Source organism: Oceanobacillus sp. B139/18, from assembly GCF_055524595.1.
The window spans coordinates 624,777-642,116 of sequence record NZ_JBVFXI010000001.1; the positions used below are offsets into that span (position 1 = coordinate 624,777).

The window sequence follows — 17,340 nt, forward strand, 5'->3', positions numbered from 1 at the left end:
TGGGGGAAAATCTATGATTAAAAAAATAAGTATTGGATTTGCTGCTGTTATCAGTATGTTTATCATGCAAATACCGGTACATGCACAGGACGAAGATATACATAATGAAGTATTTTATCAGGTATTGATTGACCGCTTTAATAATGGGGATACGGAAATTGAAGGAGAATTAGATATTAACGATCCTTATCATTACCATGGAGGGGACTTTCAGGGAATTATAAATAAATTAGATGATTTGCAGGATATTGGAATTACCACGATTTCCCTGAGTCCGATTACGGAAAATAAAGAAAGAGGATATCATGGTTATTGGATCAATGATTTTTATGAGATCAATCCGCAATTTGGAACAATGGAAGATTTTGAGCGTCTTGTATCCGAAGTGCATAATCGTGATATGAAAATAATGATTGATTTTGTATTTAATTATGCTGCGGATACCAGTCCGTTAACAGATGATGCGGACAAGGAAGATTGGTGGCTTGGAGCACCTGAATCAAATGACGAATGGCTGTCAGAAACAGTTCAATTTGATTTAACAAATCCGGAGGCTGCGGAATATGTATTAGACGCTGCGAGATATTGGCAGGAAGAAACCGAAGTGGATGGATTTAAGCTTCATGATGCAGACATGGCGCCGCAGCCATTTGTCGAAGAGCTGACAGCAGCTTTGAAAGAAAACCGTCCTGATTTTTATCTGATTGGTGATACAAGTGCGGCAACGATTGATGAAGCAGCTTCGTTAATGGAAAATACATCCCTCGATCTCATCAATTATCCGGGTTTCAATCAAGTATTAAGCGAAACATTTGCAGATAGCGATCAGGATGTTTCAGCCATTTTTGATGCGTGGAAAGAACAAAGGCTGACCGATTTTTATAAGCAAATCGACGGCCTTCAACAAGAACGTTTTACAAATATCTTTTCAGAGAATCAACGTAATGCTGTCACTGCTTGGACGCTTGCCTTGACCTATATGTATACTACACCGGGGGCAACAATGGTAACGCAGGGGACAGAGCTTCCCATGTACGGAATGGATGCGGAAGAATCGCAGCGGCTTGTTCCTTTTAATAGCGGAGATGAAGATTTAAGGGAGTTTCATAAGCGTATTGCTGCGCTGCACAATGAATTTCCGGCATTAAGGTTGGGAGATTTTGAATATGTCGGCTCCGAAGCTTCCATGCTGGTTTTCCGCCGCAGCTATGAAGATGAAGTGATGTATGTCGCTATTAATAACGGAAGTGAATCAGCATATATTGATGAAACTAATTTAGAATCTGGTATGCAGCTGACCGGTATTTTAGAGGATAATTTAGTCCGTGAAAATGAAGAGGGCAATTATCGGATTGGAATACCGAGAGAATCTGTAGAAGTCTATCTTTTAGAAGAAGATAAAGGCTTTAATTGGTTATTTATCGGCTTTATTATTTCTGTTCTTTTATTATTTGTGATTGCTGTTGTACTATTAAAAAGAAAGCAGAAGCAAAGAGAGCATGCAGACAATTAATACTGTTAATTACCTTGGTGAATTTGAAATATAACTGCATAAAAAACATGTGTCTGATTTATTACTGACGCATGTTTTTTATGATTGTACGTTTGGAACATCCTTTCTTAGGGACTTTACTCACCCCTATGTATAGAATAATTTTAGAATATATAAATATATATCGTTCCATTCTCCTGCTTATATTGTATAATAAAAGAAGAGAGTATTTGTTTAAAGGAGGTGCCCAGTATGGAGCGGAGCGCAATAAAGAAAGAATTCTATTTGCTTTGCAGAATTATTCTTTTTGTTGTTATCGGATTATTTATTGTTAAAAATTTCCTTTTAGCTCCTTCGGTCGTATGGGGTGAATCGATGCAGCCCACTTTTTTCGATCAGGATAAAATCATTGTTAATAAAGTAGCTTCAATAGACCGGTTTGATGTGATTGTATTCCAGGCCCCTGACTCTGACAATTATTACGTGAAACGGGTTATTGGTGTACCAGGCGATCATATCGAATATAAAAGTAATACGTTATATTTAAATGGAGAAGCAGTGGAGGAATCCTACTTAATAAATGATGACAGTCCGGCGAAAATGGGTTTTCAAACTGGTAATTTTACATTAGAAGAATTAACAGGCTATTCCATTGTTCCGGAGAATACCTATTTTGTTTTAGGCGATAATCGCGGAAACAGTAATGACAGCCGCTTCTTCGGCTTTCTGAATGAAGAGGCAATTATTGGGGAAGTAACATTCCGATTCTACCCATTTAATAATATCGGCAGGCCTGAATAAACCTGTATCTAAAAAGGAACTTCCTGATTTAGATGCGGTTTTTTTTATTTTATTCGTCTTTGCTATTTAAGAAAGGCAGAAAGCGGTTTTTTCAAAATTAATCCAGCTTATATATCTATCCTAATTCAATTGCGGCTGTATTTGACATTTTGTCAACATCCCTCGTATAGTAGAATAAGAGGAAAAGATAACTGAAAATAGAAGGGTTTGTATAACGAATGAGCCAAAATATAGGAGATTACTTAAAAGAGCAGCTAAAGGAAAAACATATTTCTATGCGTGAACTAAGTAAACAGACGAATATTAATGTTTCGACGATATCCCGAATTATCAACCATAAGCGTAAACCGACAAATCAGCATTTAGTGGAAATTTCAAAAGCACTGGATGTTCCTTTTGATGAATTACTTCAGAGAACCGGACTGCCGGTCAAATCTTCAGAGAATCATACTAATGATATACAGACATCTATTGTAATGATAGATCAATTTTTAGAGCAATCAGATGATCATTATGATTCTTTTTCAATGGAAAAATTAAAAAAACAACTGGATTGTTACGAAAAAGATGCAGAAACGGAAGAAGGGCGCCGTCTCATTCTGGATACATTTCATCAGAAAAAAGAAGATGCACGAGCCCGCGGGGCCTATATGAAAAAACTTTCCACTTTTTTTCATCGGATTTGTCATAAAAAAGGAACAAGGAAAGAATTAATTTTAATGGGTGCAGCACTAATTTATTTCATCAGTACAGCTGATGTTATTCCGGATTATCTTTTTCCTGTTGGTTATTTAGATGATGCTGTAGCAGTTCAAGTGGTAATGAATGCACTTGCTAATAAAACGTAATTAATGAGGGTTTGGATATGAATCGGAAGAAATACAATTTGGATTACAGTATAATCACTATTTTGTTCTTGTTATTATTAATTAGTTTAATTGCAATTTATAGCGGTTCGGGACAATATGCGCAATCACAGCCTTACTATTTTGTGATTCGCCAAGGTATTTGGTATTTTTTTGGTGCGTTGATAATGCTGGCAGTGATTTTCTTTGACTATGAGCTCTTAAAAAAACAGGCATTTAAGTTGTATGCGATTGGCGTGTTCCTTTTATTAGGCGTTCATTTTTTTGGGGTTTTTCGCAACGGTTCTCAACGTTGGCTGAATTTAGGAATCTTTGAGATACAGCCATCTGAATTTATAAAAATATTTCTTATCATCTACTTAGCTGTTTTATTAGAGAAGTATGGCAATCGAAAGCTGCCCTTAAAAAAGAGTATTCAATTAACGCTGAAAGTAGTGGCAGTAACATTAATTCCATTTGTTTTTATATTTTTACAGCCGGATTTAGGATCTGCTTTGATTGTATTAGCCATTGCTTTTTCCATGATTATTGTTTCCAGTATCTCTGTTAAAGTTATTTTACCGGTGCTATTCACCATAGCTGCTTCTATAGGCGGTTTAATTTTTTTGTATTCTTATAATGAAGATATTTTTTCCCGGTTATTTCAATCACATCAAATGGACCGTATTTATGGGTGGTTAAATCCGGCGGAGTATGCATCTGATTATGGGTATCAGCTTCAGCAGGCAATCATGGGAATCGGTTCAGGACAATTGAGCGGCGCCGGATTTAATCAGGGGATGCAGATTCAAAATGGGAATGTACCTGAAGCACATACAGACTTTGTTTTTACAGTAATTGGAGAAGAATATGGTTTTATCGGAGCAAGTATTCTGATTTTATTATATTTCCTGCTTCTTTATCGAATTACAAAGGTTGCCTTCGAAGCAGATAATCTATTCGGGGTCTATCTTTGCGTCGGCATCATCGGAATTCTTGCCTTTCAAGTATTTCAAAATATTGCGATGACCATTGGTTTAATGCCGATTACTGGGATTACCTTGCCTTTTATCAGTTATGGAGGAAGCTCGCTGATAACCAATCTGATTATGATGGGGCTGGTCATCAATGTGCAAATTCGTTCCTCCAATGATTATTTATTTCGAAAAAAAGCAATTAGTGAATAAAGGGGAAGCTAAAAAATCAGCCTGGGAAGATTTTTTAGCTTTCTTTAATTATTTTTTAATACATTCAGGATCCCGGATTAGGCAGAGAAGTTGAAAATTTATTATTTCTTAATAATCAGAATCACTGCTTCGGATGAATTATTGACATTAAAGTCCCCTTCCAAATGAACTCTATGATAAAATAGCGATACAGGTCAAACAAATAATGATATAAACACATAGGATATAGGAAGAATCGTAATTATGTCATTAGAGTCAATGAGGAGAGGATTGGAATGAAGAAAAAAGTTGGTATTGTTTTTGGAGGGAAATCATCAGAGCATGAGGTTTCTTTACAATCAGCCAAAAATATTGTGGACGCAATTAATTTAGATAAGTATGAAGTATATCTGCTGGGAATTGATAAGCAGGGGAATTGGCATGTCAATGACCGTTCTCACTATTTAATAAATGAAGAGGATCCAAGCCTGATTGCATTAAATAAAACAGGGAAGGGAATTGCCATTGTCCCTGGAGCGGAAGAGAATCAAATTATTGAGACCGGCTCAAGTGTAAGCATGGACCAATTAGATGTTATTTTTCCAATTGTCCATGGCACACTCGGTGAAGATGGAAGCCTGCAGGGTATGCTGAGAATGGCCAATATTCCATTTGTAGGTTCTTCTGTACTTGGTTCAGCTATCAGCATGGATAAGGATATTGCCAAGCGTCTGCTGAGCGATGCAGGCTTACATGTTGCCCGCGGATACAGCTTCCGTAAAGCCAAACAAAATCAAATCTCTTATCAGGATATTGCTGCGGAATTAGGAACACCATTATTTATTAAGCCGGCAAATCAAGGCTCTTCTGTTGGCGTACACAAGGTGGAGACGGAAGAAGCATTTAACCATGCTATTCAGGATGCATTTATGTATGATCACAAAGTTTTAGTTGAAGAGGCTGTCTCAGGAAGAGAGATAGAGTGTTCGGTTTTAGGTAATGAAAACCCGATTGCCTCTGTACCAGGCGAGATTCTTCCAACCGTCGAATTTTATTCTTATGAAGCGAAGTATATTGATGAATCTGGAGCAAGCTTAGAAATACCTGCTGTATTGGACAAAGACGTGGCAGATCGAATTAAACAGACTGCTGTTCAAGCTTTTGAGGCTTTAAATTGTGAAGGCTTAGCCAGAGTAGATGTATTTTTAAAAGAGGATAATACGATTATTATTAATGAAATTAATACATTGCCCGGATTTACGAAGATAAGTATGTATCCAAAGCTTTGGGAAGAGAGCGGCGTTTCCTATCGGGAACTGATAGAGAAATTAATTGAACTGGCAATCGAAAGACATCAAAGAGATCAGCAGCTGAAGAGCTCTATTCAAAATTAAAGACGTAAAAGGATGATTGAATGTCTAGCGACAACATAGAAAACGGCGGTATCAAAGCATATTTACAAAACAATTTGCCGGCGCTGATTTTTCACTTTTTCCTGACAGTGTTTGCCATGCTAATGGTACTTTTCACGAATCAACTGCAAATGGTATTTTTCGGAGTTTTAATCGCGTATGTATTATTTGGATTTGCATTGAAAAATCAAGGAACGCTTTTAAAAAATAGTTTGACGGTTTCCCTGGTTTTTATCATTAATCTGATAATGTACACCTTGGTCCCGCTGGCAGTATCTGAGGCACTTATGTTTTATTCCTTGCCGTATCTTTATTTAGCATTGATTAATGGACAATTGATTTTCCTGGCTATTATATTGCCATCCATTTGTATGCTGATCGGGTTATATGTGAAAATAAGCATTATAAAACTAACAAATAAGAACGAGGCATAAATTTACAAAGAGGAGCTGTCATAGGGAAAACAGTTCCTCTTTGTAAAATAGCCTGGATTTCCTGTTAACAGATGGATAAGAATGGGTATACTATCAATAGGAATTAAACGGGAAAGGAGGGAACCGTGATTCTTAATAAACGTATTCGTCATATACAACGTTATCGAGAAATACTTGTTGCATTTTCCCGTAATGGCTTTGGGTATATTGTAAAGGAATTGGGATTGCAAAAGGTTGTTTCTTTGCCGGAAAGAGTTCTTAAAGGGAAGAAGGAAATACATAGAAAAACAACAGGAGAGCGAATTCGGCTTTTCCTGGAAGAATTAGGTCCGACCTTTGTGAAGCTTGGACAAATCGCAAGCACAAGAAGTGATTTGATTCCCCAAGGTATTATTAAAGAGCTGGAGAAGCTGCAGGATCAGGTCGGGAAAGTCTCCTATACCGAAATTCAGGAAATTATCGAGAGGGAATTGGGAGAGCCGATTCATGATATATTTAAAGAGTTTAACAAAGAGCCTATCGCCGCCGCCTCCATCGGACAGGTTCATTATGCTATTTTGCAGAGCGGGGAAGAAGTAGCTGTGAAGGTACAGCGCCCGAATATTGAAAAGAAAATTCATACGGATTTAGAGATTTTAATGAATTTTGCCACCCTTGCAGAAACACGTTTAGAGTGGGCTTATCAATATAAAATCACCGAAATCATTGAAGAATTTAAAGCATCCATCCTGGCCGAATTAGATTACACTTTGGAAGGACGGAACGCGCATAAAATTGCGATGAATTTCAAAAATGATAAAGAAGGCGTGAAAGTCCCTGATGTGTATTGGAAATATACAACCGAACGTGTGCTGACAATGGAATTTGTCAAAGGGATAAAGTTAGATGAGAATGTGCAGCTTATCCGGGAAGGCTATCAGCCCAAGGTAATTGCAGAAAAATTAATTCATAATTTATTTGAACAAATATTATTAGATGGTTTTTTTCATGCAGACCCGCACCCGGGTAATGTGATGATACTCCCTGGTCATCAGCTGTTATTTATGGATTTTGGAATGGTCGGCCGGCTCACACCGTTAATGAAGGAGCATCTGACGGATATGATTATTGCGCTGGCCCGTCAAAATACGCATGCTATCGTGAAGGCTATCTATCGAATGGGTGTGGTTCCTGATGAGGTCAATGATGATATGATGCGTGCAGATATTGAAGAGCTGCGGGATAAATATTATGATGTTCCATTTAGCCAGGTTAGTCTGGGAGAAGCGGTGAATGATTTATTCAGCGTTGCTTCCAGGCATCAAATTCGTATTCCCGCAGATTTATCTTTAGTCGGGAAAACGCTGGTTACCCTGGAAGGGACCGTAGAAAGATTAGACCCGGATATCAGTATTGTTAAAATAGCGCAGCCTTTTGGAAAGAGGCTGATTAAAGAGAAATATCGACCTAAAAAAATGGCAGAGGAAGTTTACGAGCAGGTTGATGATTATAAGGATATTATTTTAGATTTACCGGAGCATGTTAATGCGGTCTATAAGCTGATTCGGAAGGGTAAGGTGCCCTTGGAAATATCCGTTTCCAGAGTGGATATGATTCTTAAGAAGCTGGACAGAATCAGTAACCGTTTATCGTTCAGTATCGTCCTGTTATCGTTCAGTATTATTATGGTTGGATTAATTGTCGGTTCAGCAATCGCGGGAGAGGTTTCTTATTTTTGGAGTCTGCCAGTTATCGAAATTGGCTTTGTTGTTGCTGTACTGATGTTTATATGGCTTATCTTTGCGATATTCAGGTCAGGAAGGTTTTAGCTTTAAACAGAGAAAAAGCTTATGTCAGAAGGGCTTGTCCCTTTCCTGACATAAGCTTTTTTAAATGCTATTTAGAATACCTTATCGCCGTTAAAGATAGAGTTTTTCACAACCACATAATCCACTGTGCGGATAGCATCTAACTGTCTGCCGCCGGCGTAAGAAATAGAGGATTGAAGATCCTGTTCCATTTCTGTCAATGTATCCTGAAGGGCACCTTTATGCTCTACGTACATTTTTTTGCCCTCTACGTTTTTCTTTTCTCCCTTTTGGAACTCTGATGCAGAACCGAAGTATTCCTTCAGCTTCTTGCCATCTTTTTCAATGGTATCTCCAGGAGATTCTTCGTGACCGGCAAATAAAGAACCGATCATGACCATGGATGCACCAAAACGTACAGATTTCGCAATATCGCCATGTGTACGGATTCCGCCGTCTGCAATAATTGGTTTACTTGCAGCTTTTGCACACCAGCGCAGTGCTGCCAGCTGCCAGCCGCCCGTTCCAAAACCAGTTTTGATTTTAGTAATACATACTTTACCAGGCCCGATTCCTACTTTTGTAGCGTCCGCGCCGGCATGCTCCAGCTCACGTACAGCTTCAGGAGTACCAACATTACCAGCAATTAAAAAGCTGTCTGGTAAATGTTTTTTAATATGCTTGATCATACGGATAACAGGTTCTGAATGACCGTGTGCAATATCAATGGTGATATATTCTGGAACTAAGTTATTTTCAGCAAGTGATTCCACAAAAGCATACTCGTCATCCTTCACTCCGACACTGATTGAAGCGAATAAATCTTGTTCTCGCATTGTTTTTATAAAATCAATACGTTTCTCAGGCTCGAAACGGTGCATAATATAGAAATAATTATTTTTAGCTAAATAAGTTGCAATATTTTCATCAATAATCGTCTGCATATTTGCAGGAACGACCGGTAATTTAAAGCTTCTTCCGCCAAACTCAATGGAGGTGTCACATTCTGACCGGCTATTTACTACACATTTTGCGGGAACTAATTGGATATCTTCATAATCAAAAACATTTTCCATTTAAAACACTCCTAAACACGAATAAAATTTGTATTGGATATTAAAAACATTCGCCTTTAGTAATTTAACCCAATCCAGGTATTTTGTCAATGTTTTATGCCTGTTTATCGACATAATAATTTGAAAAATAAGGCACTTCATGACAATCTATAGTTGGATTAATAAATATAGGGGGAAAGGTAAGGGGGGGGATTGTATACGCGACAACAACGTTTAATTAGAAAAGAACAATCATGCTATAATTGGAGGATAATCATATCAAAGTAATGAATTGGAAGGGGAATACACCATGGCCATATTTTCAAAAGATGCATTAGAAGGAAGACATGTATTAATAACCGGCGCAACTGGCGGAATAGGAAGAGAAACAGCGAAGATTGTCGCACAGATGGGGGCTAAGGTCACCATAACCGGACGGAATGCCGATAAGCTTGCAGAACTTAGACAGGAGCTGGAAGGTCTTACTGATGCTTCGAAGCTATTTGTGCAGCAGGCAGATATAACAGAGGAAGCGGAAAGAACGCAATTGGTCAGCAACGCACGGGACGCATTGGGATTTATCTCTGATTTAGTCAATGCCGCTGGAATTGCGGGAAACAAGACGGTGAATCAGCTGGAAGAAGCGGATATACAAGCCATGCTTACTGTAAATTATTTATCTGCATTCAGCCTGACCAAAGAAATTTATCAGGAGATGCAAGAGAAGCAGCAGGGGAATATCGTCAACGTGGCGTCTTTATCCGGTTTGCGGGGGACATATGGAAATAGTGCTTATGCTTCTTCTAAATTTGCGATGATCGGCTGGACACAGTCTATGGCTTTGGAAGCAATTGCATATAATATTCGTGTCAACGCAGTTTGTCCCGGTTTTGTTGATACAGAAATGGTACAAGGTTTATTTGAAGCAAAAGCGGAAAATACGAATCAATCCTATGAACAGGTAAGAAAAGCAGCAGAGGATTCGTTGCCTTCTCAAAAAATAACAGCTCCGGATGAGGTGGGCAATACGATTGCGTACCTGCTGACGGATGCTGCGCGAAATATTGTAGGGGAGTCGGTGAAAATTTCGGGCGGGGCTGTGATGCGTTAATGCACTAACCTTTTTCATTGGAAAAAGCTAATGGTTCAAATTGCACCATTAGCTTTTTTATACTTATTTTAAATTAAACTCTACTTCATGTCCTTTGGAAATATCTTCAGCATCCATATTTCTCATCGGGCCAATTTCAATTTCCATACTTTTATCTTTCCAAATTTTTTCATACATTTCTTTGTCTAACAGGAAAGTTTGCAGCAATTCTCCTTCTTCACCAGATGCGATACTACTACTATTGTCATAAGGATGAAACATTCCTTCACTTAAAAGATATTGAGATCCATCATTTACTGTGAGCCTTGAAGAAAGAGAGCTTAAGCCAATTTCTTCATCACCCTGGTTATCAATTTCAAATCTTATCGTAGCAACTACGATGTTATCAGGATCCTCATAACGAGCTGCTTCTTCGGCATTTGGAGTAAAATCAACAAATTGATAACCATCTAATGTAATTGTTACGTCTCCTAATTCGTCGCTCTCCCCAATGCCATCTTCTTGTTCAATCATTTCTTTATCGCCCATATTTTCAGCACTCAGTGCATCCTGATAAAAACCTTGGCTCTCTGTTTCCGCATTTTTTTCAGCACTGTCACCATCTAAAGGAAGGCTAAACTCGGTACCAGAACCAATACTGGAAGAATATTCATTATACTCTGTAGTTGGCGTAGGAACATCCAAAATAACATTTCCTTCTGCCAATATTGCTCCTAAATCTTCTGATCCAAAAGGATAAGCGTAATAGCCGGTCACTTCATCTCCAGCTTCCACTAAGTATTCATTATCGGGGTTTAGCATACTTGATAATTGCTCATCTAAAGGGAGAAGCTCCCGATAATTTGTATAGAATTTTGTTGCTCTAACAAAATCTAAATCTAATGAAGGCATGTAATGTAAATCCTGATCAGAATCATTTTCTACCGTATATTGAGCTAAAATAACGCCGCCATCTGTTTCGTCATTAAAAGGAATACTGAAATTGGTATGAAAATCTTCTAATTCTACTAATTGGTATGCATCCAGTGTTACAGTTAAGCCTTCCATTTCATGAGATTGAGACTCATCGTTCTCATAAAGAAGCGTAGCAGTACCTTCTGTTTCCTCTTCCATTGCAGTAATTAATGCATCAAAATCTGCATTAGAAGATTCTGCTTGAGCCTGTTCTTCCTCATCAGCATCTTCTTCGGCTTCTTGTTCTGCATCTGCTTCATCGGAAGAAGCATCTTCATTTTCTACTTCTTCTTCCATTTGTTCTGGTTCCTCAGCTTTTTCCTCTGAGTCTTCTTCTGTTTCGTTTTCTTCTTGATTTGTTTCTTGTTCTTCCGCTTCTGCTGCGTCATCTTCATCACTAGAGCCGCAAGCAGTTAAAGCGATTGCGAATACCGCTGCAAGAAGAACATAAAGCATTCTTTTTGACATCTAATACCTCCATATATTTAAAATATATATAATAGTAACATAATTTTAGGTGGAAAAATGTAAAAAGTCATAAAAAATTATTCTTTTTTGAAGAAAATTACCTGTTTTATTTGATTTTTTAAGAAATGATAGTTGATAATTGATGGGGATATGATAAGGGCAGTTAAAAAGTTAGTATCAATTGAAGAAAAATTTTATTGAAATTTTTTAGATAAAAGAGAAAGTTCATGAAGAAAATAAGCAAAAAAAATTTTATTACCTTATTGAATAAGAGGCATATTAATAACAAAAAAGTATTTCTAATTGTAAGGGGGGTTTAATTTGATAGAAAATAAAATAGAGTTTTATCATTCAAAAGGGAAGCTTTTTCTCGGAATCATTTTTTCATTATTACTTGTCGTTTTTGGGACCTTAATAATGTATATTGCCTATATAGAAGAAGCTATACTAATTATCGCTTTGGCATTGTTTATTATGGTTTTATTTAGTTTCTTTACCATTGCAAATATATTGAAAATATTCCGGGGTTATCCTTATATCACGATAACAGATGAATATCTGCAATTAGATTCATATACAAAAAGTGAAGTAACCATTTATTTTACGGATATCGAATACATAAAGGTATCTAAAGTCTCATCTCAAAGCATCTTCGAGATTGTTTTATATAACGAAGGTGATTATTTTGCTCAATTATCCTTTCATAATAAAGTGAGATTATGTATGAATCGAGTAACTGGTTATTCTCCATTTACGATTAACCCAAAAGCTACACGAAAACAAGATCGCTCTCGATTACTAGAGACGTTAAATCTGATTATGCAACAATAAGTAAACAACGAAACTTCAATCTTTGAAACAGCACAAAAACAAAATGAAGAAACGGACTTTGTGTGAAAATATGATCTTACCCCGCCAATCACCCAAGCTTTCATTAGAAATTGGTGAAAAAAATCTAAACAAAAAATCAATAATTTGCATGTTAAAATCCGATTAAAAGAAATTGCGGAAAGAGAGTAAATCATGTAGAGGATGTAGAAATATGAAACACAATGCATTAAAAAAAATTAAGAATTTAAAAAAAGATATCTGGCGTTTAATTGTACTATTTGTTTGGATATTAATAATTGGTACTTTTGAAATTGAACTCACTTTTTGGACTACTTTCATTGTTGTTATGTCAACTATTATAATAGGTACCATGTTAAAACGTATTGTCGATAAGTGTGGAGATAATAATGAATTATCCTAATTTGTTCCTCGATAGGGAGCAAATGATGATAAAAAAGTTTACATAGGTGGCGGTCCAAAAAGTTAAAGATTTTATTATACTTTTGAATGGCTGGATTTAATTCGATATTAGACTGGACTTCATTTGGCTAATTTTCTTTTATAATATACACCGGTAAATATATTTTTCAATTTGTCTTATTGATGTTTCATAGCTGGCTAATACTTTTATAAAAGAATTTTTGATTTAAAATTTCAAGTGAAACTAGAACATAATGGAAACCACCGTTAGAGTGGTGAGATTTCTTATATGCCTGTAAAACGAACAATACGCCGCTCCTATATTTTAAAAAATTATAACCTGCTAATAAAGCCAAATCCTTAGACATAATTGGATTTAGGCTTTATTTTATATTGCGCACTTTTGACAAATAAAATGAAGTTTTTTACTCGAAAAACCAGTTGTCTGCGAATGCTGTTCTTAATCTGGTCTGCTAACTAATATAGAATTACGGTTCAATGAATATATCAGAATATGTACCTCCAGTTTATTCATCCAGCAATGAGCGTGTACTTTCGCGTGGAATAAGGTTAGCTCCATCGATAGTCTCTCCTGGGAACTTAAGCTTTCGTTCGCTGATTGCATTTATCAACTGGGCAACTGCTCTGGATCCCATTTCATATAAAGGCATATCGACAGTAGTCAGAGAAGGGGACAGTCCTGACGCGAAGAAAACATCATGGATACCGATAACGGAAAAATCAGCTGGTACTTGAAATCCATTATCATGGATAGCCTTGATTGCGCCCATTGCTACCATTACATTTGCTGCAAATATTGCTGTTGGAGGAGAATCCAGCTCCAGCAGTTTTTCCATGGATTGATATCCGCCCTCCATGGTGTAGTCGCTTTCCTGAACATATTTTACTTCAAATGGAATGTTTTTCTCCTGGAGCATTTCCCGGTAGCCTTGAAATCTTTTTAAAGCAGTTCCTGTATATAGCGGTCCGGTAATATGGGCAATATGACGATGCCCTAGATCAATTAAATGCTTCGTTGCTAATTTTCCGCCGCGCTCATCATCCAATATGACATAATTCTCAACATCCTGAATCATTCTGTTGACAAGCACAAAAGGTTTTTTGGTCTCATTTAAGCTGAGAATATGCTTGTTATTAATGTCTGATGTAGCGATTAAAAGCCCATCAATGCGTTCCTTGAGCAATTTAGAAAAGAAATCCTTTCCCAAGCCTTTTTGTTTCATGCTGTAGACAAGCAGGTGGTAGCCTTCCATAGCAGCATGATCTTCAGCCCCATGAATAATACTGGAATAAACAGGGTTGTTAAAGTCTGGGATTGCCATTCCAATCATTCGGGATTGATTTGTTTTTAAGCTTCTCGCAGCGGAATTCGGGCTATAATTTAATTCGTTAATGGCTTCGTTAATTCTTGTTCTTGTCTCTTCTTTGATATTTAATGTATTGTCCTTATTTAACACTCTGGAAACAACTGAGGGATGTACATTTGCCAGCTTGGCAACCTCTTTTAAAGTAGTCAATGTGCAGCAACGTCCTTTCTCTGGTAACGATTCCTCTTTCTATTCATTATAACGTATTATGGATTATTTTGTTTATAATCAAGATATTTTTGTGAATTCGGGCTCTATCAGTTTAGTAAATAGTCAATAAGTATTGAAAAGTAAAAAAAGAGTTGACAAGGAACATTTTATACCTTAGGATATTTTTAAACATATAAGAAAAACGTTTTCCTTATAATAATTATAAATAATCGTTATAGATGGTTGTTTATAATAGGATTAATGGAAACACAAAAAGAAAAACGTTTTCCTTTTATGGAAGCGATTACCTTGGAGGGATAAATAATGAAATCAAGTGTTTTGGATTCCGATTTATTGCGTGGCATTTTTGTTTCAGAAGAGATGAGAGAGGTTTTTTCAGATGATAGCCTGCTTCAGAAATGGCTGGATACTTGGATTGCGTTAGCAAAAGCAGAAGCAGATGTTGGTGTTATACCGAAATTTGCGGCGGAAGAAATTGAAAAGAAAGCAGATATTAATGATTTTGATCGGGAAATTATTCGAAAAGGGATTGTGGATACGACCCATCCTTTAATTGTTCAAATACGGGAATTTACAAAATCAGTTGGAGGGAAGGCTGGCGGTTATATTCATTGGGGAGCTACGACCCAGGATATTATGGATACCGCAGTTGTATTGCAAATAAAACAAGCACAAGAGGTGTTGGTAAAGCAATTAAAGCAATTTCTTAAGAAGCTGCTGCAATTAGCAGAAGAGCATGCAGAAACCGTGATGCCTGGAAGAACACATGGGCAGCATGCGCTTCCCATTACACTAGGTTACAAGATTGCTATTTGGGCAGATGAGATAGGTAAGCACATTGAAAGATTAGAAGCAGGCAAAGAAAGATATTTACTAGGTTCCTTTGGGGGAGCAGCCGGCACATTGGCCTCGATTCATAATGACGGGCTGGCGGTACAAAAACGTTTTTGTGAATACTTAGGTTTAGTACAGCCTACGATTACCTGGCATGTACAAAGAGATGGATTTGCAGAATTTGCAAGTATTATTGCGATGATTTCAGGAACGATAGGAAAAATAGCAAATGAAATAATTAATTTGCAAAAGTCAGAGATAGGGGAAATGGAAGAAGGATTTAAGATGGGACAAGTCGGCAGCAGTACCATGCCGCATAAGCGGAATCCTATGATTTGTGAGTATGTTGTCGGTTTAACTAGAGTAGTGCAAAGAAATGCCAGTTTAAGTTTTGATGCAATGATCCAAGAGCATGAAAGAGATATGACTTTTTGGACAACGGAATGGTCCTACCTGCCGCAAATATGTATGCTGACAAGCGGCGGATTGGAGCAGATACAAGGCGTGCTGGAACGATTTATCGTGTATCCAGATAATATGGAACGCAACTTAAATCTTTTACAAGGTCTAATCGTATCTGAAAATTTAATGCTGTCCTTAGGTGAATTTGTGGGCCGGGGCGAGGCGCATGATATCGTTTATGAAGTCTCTATGAAAGCATTTGAAGAAAAGAAATCTTTGATAGATGTTGTTTTGACCGATGAACGAATTACGAATCATATCAGTGAGGAAGAAGCTAAAAAACTGCTGGAGCCGAAGAACTATATTGGGTTATGTAAAACGTTTATTTCGAGAGTAGAGGAAAAATGGGGAAATCAGGATACATCTATCAACTAGGAGGTATGTAAAATGAGCCCGGCGATAATTACATTACTTATTTTATTGTTAGCAACGATATTATTTTTAACTGGGGTAATACCAGTTGCACTGACCGCACTTCTAGCCACCATGCTGTTATACCTTACTGGAATTATAGATGCTGAAACCGTATTTTCTGGATTGACAAATAATGTTGTACTGCTTATTTCAGGGATGTTTATTATTGGTGCAGCATTATTTGAAACAGGTGTAGCGAGAAGAATGGGAAATTTAATTACGAGATTTGCTAAAACGGAAAAGCAGCTGCTATTTGCTGTGATGGTAATTGGAGCAGGTTTATCTGCTTTTCTGTCAAATACAAGTACAACGGCAGTAATGATGCCGATTGTTATTGCAATTGCTGCTTCTTCCGGCTTTTCCAGCTCTAAATTATTAATGCCCTTAGCCTATGCAACTGCTTTAGGCGGCATGATAACACTGGTTGGAACGAACGGCAACCTCGCCGTTCAGAGTGTGATGGAAAATGAAAATACACCTGTATTCGGATTCTTTGAATTTGCCTATATCGGAATTCCTCTAACGATTATTGGTATTATTTACATGATGACGATTGGTTATAAGCTTATTCCGAATCGGGAAACGGCTTTGGAAGAAGCTGATACGAAAAATGAAGAAGAAGCTACAAGCGAAGAAGCCACATGGAAACAAATGGTTGCCATTGGAGTTTTGCTGGCAGCAGTCGTTTTTATGATCTTTGAAGAGCAATTTGGAATTCCTTTGCATATTGTTTCTGTTATGGGGGCAATGGTTATTGTTTTAACACGTACGATGTCGGAGAAAAAAGCATACCGTTCCTTAGATTTCTCCACAATCATTTTAGTAGCCGCCATGATGCCGATGGCGACTGCTTTAGCAGAAACAGGCGCTGCACAGATGATTGCGGATTATGTACTGGAGATGGCAGGAAGCAACGCCGGACCGTATGTTATTACCGCTTTAATTTTCGGAGTAACCACTGTACTGACCTCTGTCATGTCCAATACAGCAGCGGCAGCACTTATGGCTCCGATTGGATTAGTTATCGCAGCAAGTATGGGAGTTGATCCAAAAGCAATTTTAATGACGGTTTGTGTAGGTGCTTCTGCAGCCTATGCCTCTCCTGTTGGCACACCGCCTAATACAATGATTTATGGTCCGGGAAATTATACATTCCTTGATTATATTAAATGCGGTTTTCCATTTTTGGTTATTCAGCTGATTGTATGCGTTGTCATTGTGCCGTTGATTTGGCCATTTTAAAGATTAATTATAATAAATAAGCAGTGAAAAATCATGCTGGATTTTTCACTGCT

General features: G+C 37.4%; 15 protein-coding genes. 12 read left to right on the forward strand and 3 right to left on the reverse strand.

Features of this window, described 5'->3' with window-relative positions; genetic code table 11:
* The first annotated feature begins 13 nt into the window (after positions 1-13).
* From ACZSMY_RS03030 to ACZSMY_RS03060, 7 genes are all read left to right on the forward strand, one after another.
* Complete coding sequence (locus tag ACZSMY_RS03030; RefSeq protein ID WP_256704784.1) at positions 14-1,513, forward strand: alpha-amylase family glycosyl hydrolase; 1,500 nt, start codon at positions 14-16, stop codon at positions 1,511-1,513.
* A 231-nt stretch (positions 1,514-1,744) separates the two neighbouring features.
* Positions 1,745-2,293: a signal peptidase I gene (gene lepB / locus ACZSMY_RS03035; RefSeq protein ID WP_042534594.1), complete on the forward strand. Its 549-nt coding sequence runs from the start codon at positions 1,745-1,747 to the stop codon at positions 2,291-2,293.
* A gap of 218 nt (positions 2,294-2,511) precedes the next feature.
* On the forward strand, positions 2,512-3,141 hold the full coding sequence (locus tag ACZSMY_RS03040) for a helix-turn-helix domain-containing protein (RefSeq protein ID WP_193064837.1): 630 nt from the start codon (positions 2,512-2,514) through the stop codon (positions 3,139-3,141).
* 17 nt (positions 3,142-3,158) lie between these two features.
* Positions 3,159-4,325, forward strand: coding sequence for a rod shape-determining protein RodA (gene rodA, locus ACZSMY_RS03045; protein ID WP_042534590.1), 1,167 nt, complete (start codon positions 3,159-3,161; stop codon positions 4,323-4,325).
* A 275-nt stretch (positions 4,326-4,600) separates the two neighbouring features.
* Positions 4,601-5,698, forward strand: a complete 1,098-nt coding sequence (gene ddlA, locus ACZSMY_RS03050) for a D-alanine--D-alanine ligase (RefSeq protein ID WP_042534588.1) — start codon at positions 4,601-4,603, stop codon at positions 5,696-5,698.
* A gap of 20 nt (positions 5,699-5,718) precedes the next feature.
* The gene (locus ACZSMY_RS03055) at positions 5,719-6,150 is read left to right on the forward strand and encodes a hypothetical protein (protein ID WP_042534586.1); all 432 of its coding nucleotides are present in this window, start codon (positions 5,719-5,721) and stop codon (positions 6,148-6,150) included.
* A 128-nt stretch (positions 6,151-6,278) separates the two neighbouring features.
* On the forward strand, positions 6,279-7,958 hold the full coding sequence (locus ACZSMY_RS03060; RefSeq protein ID WP_175297094.1) for an ABC1 kinase family protein: 1,680 nt from the start codon (positions 6,279-6,281) through the stop codon (positions 7,956-7,958).
* Positions 7,959-8,029: 71 nt separating this feature from the next.
* Here ACZSMY_RS03060 and guaC read toward each other — a convergent pair whose 3' ends face one another.
* On the reverse strand, positions 8,030-9,013 hold the full coding sequence (gene guaC / locus ACZSMY_RS03065; protein ID WP_042534582.1) for a GMP reductase: 984 nt from the start codon (positions 9,011-9,013) through the stop codon (positions 8,030-8,032).
* A gap of 289 nt (positions 9,014-9,302) precedes the next feature.
* Between guaC and ACZSMY_RS03070 the strand changes: the two genes are divergently transcribed.
* On the forward strand, positions 9,303-10,103 hold the full coding sequence (locus ACZSMY_RS03070) for an SDR family NAD(P)-dependent oxidoreductase (protein ID WP_042534580.1): 801 nt from the start codon (positions 9,303-9,305) through the stop codon (positions 10,101-10,103).
* Positions 10,104-10,166: 63 nt separating this feature from the next.
* Here the strand turns inward: ACZSMY_RS03070 and ACZSMY_RS03075 are convergent, their stop codons facing one another.
* On the reverse strand, positions 10,167-11,525 hold the full coding sequence (locus ACZSMY_RS03075; RefSeq protein ID WP_465147447.1) for a DUF5068 domain-containing protein: 1,359 nt from the start codon (positions 11,523-11,525) through the stop codon (positions 10,167-10,169).
* Between the two features lie 321 nt (positions 11,526-11,846).
* Between ACZSMY_RS03075 and ACZSMY_RS03080 the strand changes: the two genes are divergently transcribed.
* A complete protein-coding gene (locus ACZSMY_RS03080) occupies positions 11,847-12,356 on the forward strand; it encodes an STM3941 family protein (protein WP_042534576.1) in 510 nt (169 codons plus the stop codon).
* A 211-nt stretch (positions 12,357-12,567) separates the two neighbouring features.
* Positions 12,568-12,777 (forward strand): hypothetical protein, encoded by a 210-nt coding sequence (locus ACZSMY_RS03085; protein ID WP_042534574.1) that lies wholly within the window; start codon positions 12,568-12,570, stop codon positions 12,775-12,777.
* A 526-nt stretch (positions 12,778-13,303) separates the two neighbouring features.
* On the opposite strand, the gene ACZSMY_RS03090 is transcribed toward ACZSMY_RS03085, so the two are convergent.
* Positions 13,304-14,314 (reverse strand): LacI family DNA-binding transcriptional regulator, encoded by a 1,011-nt coding sequence (locus ACZSMY_RS03090; RefSeq protein WP_042534572.1) that lies wholly within the window; start codon positions 14,312-14,314, stop codon positions 13,304-13,306.
* A gap of 324 nt (positions 14,315-14,638) precedes the next feature.
* On the opposite strand from ACZSMY_RS03090, the gene purB reads away from it, so the two are divergent.
* Together purB and ACZSMY_RS03100 are read left to right on the forward strand one after the other, a co-directional pair.
* Positions 14,639-16,006, forward strand: a complete 1,368-nt coding sequence (purB, locus tag ACZSMY_RS03095; RefSeq protein ID WP_042534569.1) for an adenylosuccinate lyase — start codon at positions 14,639-14,641, stop codon at positions 16,004-16,006.
* 12 nt (positions 16,007-16,018) lie between these two features.
* Entirely contained in the window at positions 16,019-17,287 is a 1,269-nt protein-coding gene (locus tag ACZSMY_RS03100) for an SLC13 family permease (RefSeq protein WP_042534567.1), read from the forward strand.
* Positions 17,288-17,340: the final 53 nt, after the last annotated feature.